General features: G+C 40.9%; 13 protein-coding genes. 5 read left to right on the top strand and 8 right to left on the bottom strand.

What is annotated here, in order from left to right; genetic code table 11:
- The 3 genes from HCX62_RS12305 to HCX62_RS12295 form a co-directional block, all read left to right on the top strand.
- Window positions 1-941: MucBP domain-containing protein (locus HCX62_RS12305; protein ID WP_185639264.1), on the top strand; the 941-nt coding region annotated here is incomplete at its 5' end.
- Window positions 942-1,114: 173 nt separating this feature from the next.
- Window positions 1,115-1,351, top strand: a complete 237-nt coding sequence (locus HCX62_RS12300) for a NifU family protein (RefSeq protein ID WP_008948649.1) — start codon at window positions 1,115-1,117, stop codon at window positions 1,349-1,351.
- Between the two features lie 112 nt (window positions 1,352-1,463).
- Window positions 1,464-1,964, top strand: coding sequence for a phosphatidylglycerophosphatase A family protein (locus HCX62_RS12295; protein ID WP_003722422.1), 501 nt, complete (start codon window positions 1,464-1,466; stop codon window positions 1,962-1,964).
- A gap of 23 nt (window positions 1,965-1,987) precedes the next feature.
- Here the strand turns inward: HCX62_RS12295 and HCX62_RS12290 are convergent, their stop codons facing one another.
- Genes HCX62_RS12290 through HCX62_RS12270 form a run of 5 tightly spaced genes read right to left on the bottom strand, consistent with a single transcriptional unit; the run spans window position 1,988 to window position 6,273 of the window.
- Window positions 1,988-3,298 (bottom strand): hemolysin family protein, encoded by a 1,311-nt coding sequence (locus tag HCX62_RS12290; protein ID WP_185639263.1) that lies wholly within the window; start codon window positions 3,296-3,298, stop codon window positions 1,988-1,990.
- A 35-nt stretch (window positions 3,299-3,333) separates the two neighbouring features.
- Window positions 3,334-3,777, bottom strand: a complete 444-nt coding sequence (locus HCX62_RS12285) for a GNAT family N-acetyltransferase (protein WP_008948651.1) — start codon at window positions 3,775-3,777, stop codon at window positions 3,334-3,336.
- Between the two features lie 48 nt (window positions 3,778-3,825).
- Window positions 3,826-4,593: a TIGR01457 family HAD-type hydrolase gene (locus HCX62_RS12280; RefSeq protein WP_185392273.1), complete on the bottom strand. Its 768-nt coding sequence runs from the start codon at window positions 4,591-4,593 to the stop codon at window positions 3,826-3,828.
- A gap of 19 nt (window positions 4,594-4,612) precedes the next feature.
- On the bottom strand, window positions 4,613-4,888 hold the full coding sequence (locus tag HCX62_RS12275) for a YutD family protein (RefSeq protein ID WP_003722426.1): 276 nt from the start codon (window positions 4,886-4,888) through the stop codon (window positions 4,613-4,615).
- On the bottom strand, window positions 4,885-6,273 hold the full coding sequence (locus HCX62_RS12270; protein ID WP_185639262.1) for a bifunctional metallophosphatase/5'-nucleotidase: 1,389 nt from the start codon (window positions 6,271-6,273) through the stop codon (window positions 4,885-4,887). Before HCX62_RS12270 ends, HCX62_RS12275 begins: the two co-directional genes overlap by 4 nt.
- A 136-nt stretch (window positions 6,274-6,409) precedes the next feature.
- Between HCX62_RS12270 and HCX62_RS12265 the strand changes: the two genes are divergently transcribed.
- Window positions 6,410-7,249, top strand: coding sequence for a sulfite exporter TauE/SafE family protein (locus HCX62_RS12265; RefSeq protein ID WP_003727947.1), 840 nt, complete (start codon window positions 6,410-6,412; stop codon window positions 7,247-7,249).
- Window positions 7,250-7,615 carry a DUF1634 domain-containing protein gene (locus HCX62_RS12260; protein ID WP_008948655.1) on the top strand — a complete coding sequence of 122 codons (366 nt, stop codon included), beginning with the start codon at window positions 7,250-7,252 and terminating at the stop codon, window positions 7,613-7,615.
- Between the two features lie 32 nt (window positions 7,616-7,647).
- Here the strand turns inward: HCX62_RS12260 and HCX62_RS12255 are convergent, their stop codons facing one another.
- From HCX62_RS12255 to sufB, 3 genes are all read right to left on the bottom strand, one after another.
- A complete protein-coding gene (locus HCX62_RS12255) occupies window positions 7,648-8,490 on the bottom strand; it encodes a DUF72 domain-containing protein (RefSeq protein WP_185639261.1) in 843 nt (280 codons plus the stop codon).
- A 141-nt stretch (window positions 8,491-8,631) separates the two neighbouring features.
- Window positions 8,632-8,946 carry a DUF5713 family protein gene (locus HCX62_RS12250; protein WP_185639260.1) on the bottom strand — a complete coding sequence of 105 codons (315 nt, stop codon included), beginning with the start codon at window positions 8,944-8,946 and terminating at the stop codon, window positions 8,632-8,634.
- Window positions 8,947-9,081: 135 nt separating this feature from the next.
- Window positions 9,082-10,476 carry a Fe-S cluster assembly protein SufB gene (sufB, locus tag HCX62_RS12245; protein WP_003722438.1) on the bottom strand — a complete coding sequence of 465 codons (1,395 nt, stop codon included), beginning with the start codon at window positions 10,474-10,476 and terminating at the stop codon, window positions 9,082-9,084.
- Between the last annotated feature and the right edge of the window lie 12 nt (window positions 10,477-10,488).

Raw genomic sequence — 10,488 nt, 5'->3', positions numbered from 1 at the left:
AAATCGATGCTCCTTACCAATCTACAGCCAAAAGCATCACTGATTGGACGATCAAAACGTCTCCTGCCAACGCTAATGGCGTATTTACAAACACTAACCAAACAGTCACTTATGTGTATGAAAAAGCGGACGGTGCTCCTGTTACTGTGAAATATGTCGATGGCGATGGAAACGAGCTAGCTACTTCCGACACACTGAATGGCAAAATCGATGCTCCTTACCAATCTACAGCCAAAAGCATCACTGATTGGACGATCAAAACGTCTCCTGCCAACGCTAATGGCGTATTTACAAACACTAACCAAACAGTCACTTATGTGTATGAAAAAGCAGATGGCGCTCCCGTTACTGTGAAATATCTTGACGGCGATGGCAACGAACTAGCTACTTCTGACACCCTGAACGGCAAAATCGATGCTCCTTACCAATCCACAGCTAAAAGTCTTTCTGGTTGGGTAGTCAAAACTACTCCTGCCAACGCTAATGGCGTATTTACGAACACTAATCAAACAGTCACTTATGTTTACGAAAAAGCGGATGGCGCTCCCGTTACCGTAAAATATGTCGACGCGGACGGCAACGAATTAGCTACTCCAGATACATTGAACGGTAAACTAGATACATCTTACGCGGCAACAGCTAAAAACTTGAGTGGTTGGAAGCTAACAGCCATACCAGCCAACGCTAATGGTGTATTTACAACGGATGCTCAAACAGTCACCTTTGTATATGTTAAACAAAAAAACGATCCTAAAAAAGAGGATAAAACACCTATTAAAATTAGCGTAAACAAACCAAAAGCAAGTAAAGTAACTACAATCAAAAAACAAACAAAATTACCGAAAACCGGCGATAATCAACAAGATAGTATATTGTTCGGATTAGTTGGTACATGTTTCGTTCTCTTAGGAATTTACTCTATCTCTAAGAAAAACAGTTAAAATAAACAGCGAAAACTCTCTTATTAATTGGATAAGAGAGTTTTTGTTTGGTAATTACTTCCTATTGCACTACTTTCGACCTCAGAAAAACCCAATTTAATTTCTTTAAATTTCCCCATATCCTGTTATAATAGAAAATATAACAATGCCTCACGAAAGGAGAACTATACCCCATGGAAGAAATTAGTTACGCCGAAGTTGATAAAGCTTTAAAAAAGTTCCGTCCATTTTTAGTTCGTGATGGCGGGGACTATGAACTTGTAGAAGTCACGCAAGATGGTATCGTAAAAATTAAACTACTTGGCGCATGCGAAACTTGCCCCAGTTCTGATATGACTTTAAAAATGGGAATTGAATTAACTTTAGCAGAAAAAATCATCGGCTTTAAAGAAGTTGTTCAGGTTTTTTAAAACAAATATTTTAGCGGCCAAACTATCGGTCGCTATTTTTGTATAAAAAGGTTTAGAAATCCTGTAAACGTCTATCATACAATATACATACAGTTTTAAGGAGGTAAGAAAAATGGTAGAAAAACAAAGTGCCTTGGAATCAAAAGCGCGCAGTTGGCTCATCGAACGCGGTGTAGAAATTGACGATATCGCCGAACTCGTATTATTTTTACAACAAAAATACCATCCCGGGTTAGAATTAGAAATCTGTCGTCAAAATGTCGAGCATGTTCTTCGCAAACGGGAAGTTCAAAATGCAGTTTTAACCGGTATACAGCTTGATGTCATGGCCGAAAAAGGCGAACTCGTCCAACCACTTCAAAATATCATTAGCGCCGATGAAGGGCTGTACGGAGTCGATGAGATTCTCGCACTTTCCATCGTCAACGTATATGGCTCGATTGGATTTACCAACTACGGCTATATCGATAAAGTAAAACCTGGAATTCTCGCAAAACTAAATGAACACGATGGTATCGCCGTTCACACATTCCTTGATGACATTGTCGGCGCCATCGCTGCGGCTGCCGCAAGTCGCCTCGCTCATAGTTATCACGACGACATCGTAAATTAAACAAAAACCAGTAAAACTAGAGGTCATTCCTCCGATTTTACTGGTTTTTGTTTGCTTAATTTCACTTCCACTTGGCGAATCGAGTTTTTATTCATCGAGCGTACAATAAAGCGATATCCTTCATGCTCAATCTCGTCACCCGCCTCTAGATCAAACCGTCCGAGCAACATCCACCCCGATAACGTATGAACACCCGGCCCTTCAATCGGAACCCCAAGCGCTTCCTCCACTTCAAGGAGCGGCTCAGACCCTTCAATAATAAAATGATTTAACGCGACTTTGCGAATCCCTTTTGGCCCTTTTGCTTCTTCCATATCACCAACAATCACTTCCATCACATCTTCCAGCGTCACAATCCCGGAAGTCCCGCCATATTCATCCGTCAAAACAACAAACGGCTCACTTTCTTGCTGCATTTTCACAAGTAATTCTTCTAAAATCGTCCCTTCAAATACCTCTAAAACTGGCGTAATAAAAGGTTTAATCGACTGCGTGACAATCGCTTCATCTTTGCCAAGCCCAGCCATCACTGCGCTGACCCGGAGCATCCCAATAATATGATCTTTGTCTTCATCTTCAGTTACTGGAAAAATATGATATGTATGCTCAGACGTTAATTTCAACAAATCTCGCACTGTCGCCGTTTGGTCAATCGCAATCACCGACATTCGCGGTATCATCACTTCTTTCGCCGGCACATCGCCAAGTTTAAAAATATTTTTCATATAGCGAAATTCTTGTGGATTTAAAAGCCCTTGTCTATAGCTATCTTCAAAAATGATTTTAAGTTCAGTCGGTGTCATTTGGTCCGCATCAATCGTTTGCTTTACCCCAAACATCCGCGTAATTAAATTTGCCGAGTTATTTAACAGCCAATTAAGCGGAAAAGTCAGGCGGTACCAATAAACAAGCGGACGCGCGATAAACAGCGCTACTTTTTCCGTGCTTTGAATTGTAAAAGTTTTTGGCGCAAGTTCCCCGAGAACGACATTTAAAAAAGTAATTAAAATAAACGAAACAAAAATCGAAATCGGCTTTTCAACTGATTCTGGCACTGGCAACATTAAAAATAATGGCTCTAACCAACCACGCATTGTTGCCTCACCAACCCACCCCATAGCAAGCGCGGCGAGTGTATTCCCTAACTGACAGGCAGCCAAATAATCATTCATATTAGAAGTAACTTTTTTTACATATTTCGCTCGCGGGTCCTCTGAGGCTATTAGCTGGAGGACAGTAGGTTTTCGAATTGCGACAATAGCAAATTCACTTGCCACGAAAAACGCGGTCGCTGCAATTAAAAATATCACAAAAAAATCATTAAAAACATCCATTCTGCATCCTCCTTGTCCTCATTCTATACCCGTTTTTAGCGTTTGAACCACAAGTCAGCAACTGCCTCCCCGTCGATAATTTCACCTGTTTTCTCAAAACCATATTTCGCATAAAATTTCTCTGCAACATGGTTATCTGGCTCATAAGATAAACGCAGTCGCGCTGGCTTTTCTGGTAAGTTTTTCACCATCTCGATAATTTGTTCTAACGCATCCCCGCCGTAGCCCTTGCCTTGATGCTCTTTTCCAGTCATAAAACGCACCAGCCAAAACTCGCCGTCTTCCGTATCTTTTCCGTACATCGCATAGCCTACGGGCGTATTGTCCGCATAAATAACAAGCGAATGATACGTTTCTTCAAAACTTGCTTCAATAATGGAATACCAGTTTTCTGCGACAAATGTTTTTTGATGAGGATGCACTTGTAATTTCGCCGTTTCATGAAAATTGTCTTTGGTTACTTTTTGAATTGAGACCATTTCCTAACCTCCCACTTATTAAAAAAAGAGCAGAAAAATTCCGCTCTTCTAGTTAAATTTCCAATCTGTTAGCTTTGTTACAGCATATGTAGGCTGGATTTCTTTTGTAAGTAGTGCTTCTTTGGAGGTAAAGCCGGTGTGGACGATTAATGTATCCATGCCGTAGTTGATTCCCGCCATAATATCAGTTTCGTAGTTGTCGCCAACCATGATTGCTTCGTCTTTATGGACGCCGAGTTTTGCAAGTGCCTGCTCCATAATAATCGATTCCGGCTTTCCAATAAAAATTGGTGCGGTTTCTGTCGCCACGGAAACAACCGATGTAATCGAACCATTTCCCGGAAGCAAACCACGTTCAGTTGGAATTGCCGCATCGCCGTTTGTCGAAATAAACATTGCACCACCGCGAACCGCAAGTGCTGCCTTCGAAAATTTCTCATAATCAACTTCTCGATCAAGTCCCACAACAACAAACGCCGGATTACTAGAAGTTATTTCAAATCCATTATCCGTTAGTTCTTGTTTTATTCCACGTTCACCGATAACGTAAACCGATTTTTCACGTTTTTGTTCTAGCATAAATTGTACGGTTGCTTGGGAAGTCGTGAAAACATCGTCACTTACAGCTTGAATTCCCATGCCAGTTAAATGTTCTGCTACTTGCCCAGGTGTTTTTGTTGAATTGTTTGTTACAAATAAATACGGAAGCCCCGCACGTTTTAAGTTTTCGATAAAAATGATCGCCTCAGGAATAACTTCTGCCCCGCGATACATCGTGCCATCTAAATCAATTAAATACGCTTTATAATTCTTCAATTCCAAACTACCTCATTTACTATTTTACTTTTTTAATAACAAAATAAGCACAACCAAAATTGCAGTATTCATAAATATACTCTTTCAATGTGCTAATCTTGTTGTCATACGCGGCTTTGCGGTTGTCGTCTTCGAAAAAGCCTTTCAGCCGAAGTTGATCGTAACCCCAGTCACCTACTATATAATCATAGCGCCCAAGAATATCGCTAAACCGTTCGTTTAACTTTTCCTCGTCAAAAGCATCGCGATAATTGGTGATAATCTCGTAGTTTAAATCTTGAATCGTAATCGTCACTTGTCTTCCTCCTGTCCGTACATTTTTTTGAGTTTCCATTTTAAAATATCTCGGAGTAATTCCGGTGTATATACTTCTTTTCGTTTAATTTGCTTCACTATCGGAAAAAATGGCGCGAATACAAACGTATCATGCGTCGCAATCCGGTATTCCCGTGTTTTATCAATTGGTTTATTATCAAAAAGAGCCACTTGATTTTCCGCGTCAAAACCAGCTCGGTCCATCAAAACAGTACCAAAATACTCGCCGCGGAAGCCGAATCCTCTAAGTGGAATATCTTGCAGTTCCGCTTTTTTTCGGTAAATGCCGTCAATCAGTATCTCGAGCTCCTCGCCCGTCATCGTTAAAGCAATCGCGTTGAGCGGATGAGGTAACATTTGGTGAATATCAAAATCCGTTACAATTCCCGCTTCAAAATCTGTCATAAAAATGCCCGCGTTCATCACAAACGTTTCCGAACCAGTCCATTCACAAACAGCCTCGTTCAAAATGTGCGCAATTTCGGAGTCATCAAACCAATTATGCGCTAACTTCCCGGGAATCGCAACTACTTTTTCAGAGAGTTCTGCGCGCCCTTTATCAAAGAAACCTTGAATTTCACTAGCTTCATTTGGAGCAGCCGGCAAATCTTCTGTTTTAAATGTGGTTGCCGTTTTCGAGATTAGCTGATTATTGTCATCTAGCTCAATATCAATTTGCCCGATATGTTCGCCCCATCTTCCCGCCGCAGCAAGTAACGCGTTCCCCTCCACTTTCCCAGTTTCGAGTAAATGGTGCGTATGTCCGCCCAAGATTACATCTACTTCGGGAATTTCAAGAGCAATTCGTTCATCCGTTGGCAAACCGAGATGGCTAAGCAAAATGACCAAGTTTGTATCTGTTTCCAAACCAGCAATTTGTTTTTTTATCGAACTGATTGGCTCTTCAACACCCCAGCCCATTGCCTCATAATATTCCTGAAATGGCGCCGTCGCACCAATAATAGCAATTTTAATTTGATTTATTTCTTTATAAACAATCGACTTCACCCAGTCTGGCTGCTTCGTTCGTTCTTTATCCGCGTAAAAATTACAGCAAACCACTGGAAACGTCGCATGCTTATATAAATTTTCCAAATCTTCATGTGCCAAAGTCGTTCCTTCATTATTACCAAAAGTCACCGCATCATACGGCAACTGGTTGAGTAAGTCCGTATTCGCAAGCCCGTTCGTTCCTTCAGTAAGCGGATGAACCCGGTCCATAAAATCGCCAATATCAAAAAAGAGCGCCGACTTATCTTCTTTCTCTGCAGTCGTTCTTTTCTCTTTTAAGAAATTAAAAATACGTGGCCAATGTTCCAAGTGACTATGAACATCATTTGTATGCCATAAAGTTAAATGTTTCATCTATCCATCTCACTCCCTACTTATAACTATTGTAGCGTAAAACAGCTTTTTTTACACGCACTAGGACTGGATGAATTGTTCCCTTTTCATTTTATGTTATGATAGGATATATTGTTTTAAAAGGGAAGTGATTTTTTTGGATATTACGCAAACAGTCGAAATTCTTTTAATCTCTGTTTTTGCAGGGGTTGTAGGCTCTTTGCTTGGACTTGGTGGTGGAATTATCGTGACGCCTGCCTTGACACTTATTTTCGGGATTGATATTCAATATGCGATTGGTGCAAGTATTATTTCCGTTATCGCCACAAGTAGTGGCTCCGCAATTGCTTATATCAAAGACGGCATTACGAACCTTCGTGTCGGGATGTTTCTCGAAATTGCCACAACAATTGGTGCAATCACCGGGGCTTTCGTCAGCGGACTGCTCTCGGCCACGGCACTCTACATCATCTTCGGACTTTTACTTCTTTATTCTGCGTTCAACATGATTAAAAAGGTCGGGACAGAATTTCCTACCAATGTGAAACCAGACCCACTCGCAACCAAACTAAACTTACATGATTCATATTACGATAAATCTTTACGGCAGACAGTTGATTATCAAGTGGCAAACGTCCCTGCTGGTTTTGGTGTGATGTACGGTGCCGGAATCGCAAGTGGTTTACTTGGAATCGGTAGTGGCGCATTTAAAGTAATGGCACTTGATGTCTTTATGAAAATGCCGCTTAAAGTAAGTAGCGCAACGAGTAATTTAATGATGGGCGTAACCGCGGCGGCCAGTGCAACTGTATATCTTTTCCAAGGTGACATCCAGCCTGCGATTGCGGCTCCAGTTGCGATTGGCGTACTTGTCGGTGCAACACTTGGAACACGCATTATGCAACGTTTAAAAAGCAAAGTTATTCGGATTATTTTTATTCCCGTCATTTTATATGTTGCCTTCCAAATGATTTTAGAAGGATTGGGGTGGATTTAAATGGCAGAGAAAAAAGAAGAAATGTACCGCGTGGAGCTAATTGTTAGCGCGCTGCTACGAATCGGTGTTGTCCTCAGTGCAATTATTATTGTTTTCGGCCTTGTTATGCTATTTATCACCGGGGAAAGTGGCTATCCTGGGGAAACTTATCCGACCTCGCTTACGGCGATTTTCAGCGGGCTAGGGACTCTTAAACCATACGCGATTATGATGTTTGGCCTCTTTTGCTTAATTTTAACGCCAGTCCTTCGTGTCGTTGTATCGTTATTTACTTTTTTGAAGGAAAAAGATTACTTGTACGTTGGGATAACTGGGATTGTATTGATTATTTTAGTTATCAGCTTTTTCATTGGGATAAAAGCATAAAAAAGATGGCGCATCGCTGGCGCCATCTTTTTTTATTCAGAAAATAAATCCATTTGCATCGGAGCCAAGCCTTGAAACTCGACTTGGAGTGCCTTTTGTAAATGTTTCGCATTATCAGCCGCATCCCCGCCGCTGTTATTATTAAAAATCACGACAACTTCTTTGGACAACTTTTGCAAATGTTCCACGTATTTAGCCCATTCGTTAATTTCCTCTTCATTGTAACGGTAAAGCGTGCGAACCTCGCGCCACTCAGGACTGTTAGCTTTCATCCAGCCGTACTGATTTCGACCGTGAAGCCTTACTAATGTCATATCGCTATTCGTCTCGCGAAGCACAATCGGCACGCTACCCGCCCCGACTTGCGGCTCATCGACAACTGTATGAACAAAGCCTAATTCGCGCAACAAATCCAGCGTCTTTTCCGTATTTTGCTCGTTATACCAAGAATTATGGCGAAACTCAACCGCTAGTGGCAAATCGCCCATTTTCGACGCAATATATTTTAAATAAGTCACATTTTCTTTCGTACAATTAAAATACGGCGGAAATTGAAATAAAGTCGCCTGTAGTTTCCCCGTTTCACTTATCGGCGCAATCATATCCATATAAGCCGTATACATCGCATTTTCACTATCAAAATACTGCGACCATTCCTTATGTTTCGTCATCGCCGAAAAAGCCTTAATCACAAAACGAAAATCATCCGGAGTTTGCGCCGCCCAGTTTGCCGTTGTTCGCGGAGAAGGAATCGCATAAAAACTCGTATCAACCTCCACCACAGGAAAATGTGCCGCATAATCAGCCAAAGTTAATTTTTTCGTTTGCAACAAAGAATCATGATCACTCCATCCAGTTAACCCGATTGTAACCATCAACCGCCACCCTCTCTATCGTTATGATTTATGTTTATTATAACGCAAAAAGGCGGGAGAAGCCTTTAATTTGGTCCTCGATTTGGCTTCGAAATAACAAAAAAAACTTCAACCGTCTAGCAGTTGAAGTTTCTATCATAATTACCACTCGCGCGCTCTAAGTAGTTCTTCAATATCGATATCTATCTTATAATGCGTTAAAATCGGGAATATTGTTTCAGCAATGGAATCCCTTGCTCCTGTTTCTAATTCACTCTCATTTTCATAAAACTCATCTTGCAACGCATTAATTGCCAATGTCATTTCATCAAATTTAGCTTGAATCGCTTCTGTATCATGATTCCCTTGTTCTAAAAATTGAACCGTATCTAAAATACATTGCTTAATTTTATCTACTAGAAACGGTGGAAAGAATGGATCTTGATACATTCCCTCTAAATATTTAAATTCTGCCATGATTATCAGTCCTTTACTAAGTTGTTAAGTAAAATATATCATTTCGTTCATAAAAATACAAGCCAGATTTGTTCCCTGCCATTTTTGGATTTCATCAAAAAAAGACGAACTAAAAAAGTTCGTCTTCTGCTTTATTTAACCAATCGAGCCTTCCATTTCAAACTTAATCAAACGGTTCATCTCAACGGCATATTCCATTGGTAATTCTTTCGTAAATGGTTCAATGAAGCCCATAACGATCATTTCTGTCGCTTCTTCTTCGCTTAAACCACGGCTCATTAGATAGAAAAGTTGTTCCTCAGATACTTTGGAAACTTTTGCTTCATGTTCTAATGAAATGTTGCTGTTTAGGATTTCGTTATATGGGATTGTGTCCGATGTGGACAGGTTATCCATAATCAGCGTATCACATTCGATATTCGAACGTGCGCCGTCTGCATTACGACCAAAATGAACAATTCCGCGATACGTTACGTTTCCGCCTTGTTTCGAAATCGACTTCGATACAATCGTAGAGGACGTATTCGGCGCATAGTGCATCATTTTCGCTCCAGCATCTTGACGTTGGCCTTTACCAGCAATCGCGATAGAAAGCGTTGTTCCGCGTGCTCCCTCGCCGCGCAAATGTACAGCTGGGTATTTCATCGTTAATTTCGAACCAATGTTACCGTCAATCCATTCCATAGTCGCATTTTCTTCACAGAAAGTACGTTTTGTTACTAGGTTATAAACGTTATTTGCCCAGTTTTGGATGGTTGTGTAACGGCAGTAAGCGCCTGGTTTTACAATGATTTCCACGACAGCTGAGTGAAGGGAATTCGTTGTATAAACGGGAGCCGTACAGCCTTCCACGTAGTTTACGCTGGCATTTTCGTCGACGATAATTAATGTCCGTTCAAATTGCCCCATGTTTTCCGAGTTGATGCGGAAATAAGCTTGAAGCGGCGTATCGACTTTGATACCTGGTGGTACGTAGATGAATGATCCACCAGACCAAACTGCTGAGTTTAGCGCTGCGAATTTGTTGTCGCTTGGTGGAATTACTTTTGCGAAGTATTCTTTGAAAATATCTTCGTTTTCTTTTAAAGCTGAATCGGTATCTTTAAAGACAATCCCTAAATCTTCTAGGTCTTGCTTCATATTGTGATAAACTACTTCGGATTCATACTGCGCAGATGCCCCAGCTAAATATTTTTGCTCAGCTTCAGGGATACCCAGTTTGTCAAAAGTACGCTTAATTTCTTCTGGAACTTCATCCCAAGAACGTACGGTTTGTTCGGACGGTTTCACGTAGTAAGTGATGTCTTCAAACTTCAGTTCTGACAGGTCGCCACCCCAAGTTGGCATTGGCATTTTATAAAATTGCTCTAAAGACTTCAAACGGAATTCTAGCATCCATTCTGGTTCTTCTTTAATATTGGAAATTTCTCTTACTACTTTTTCTGTTAATCCGCGTTCTGTACGGAACACAGAGGTATCTTTGTCATGGAATCCATATTGGTATTCGCCAATTTCTGGAATTTCAGTCATGTCGTATCCTCC

This window comes from Listeria swaminathanii (genome assembly GCF_014229645.1).
Classification (GTDB): domain Bacteria; phylum Bacillota; class Bacilli; order Lactobacillales; family Listeriaceae; genus Listeria; species Listeria swaminathanii.
The sequence above is the reverse complement of the archived record's forward strand: the minus strand, read 5'-3'. Positions and strand labels throughout refer to the sequence as shown.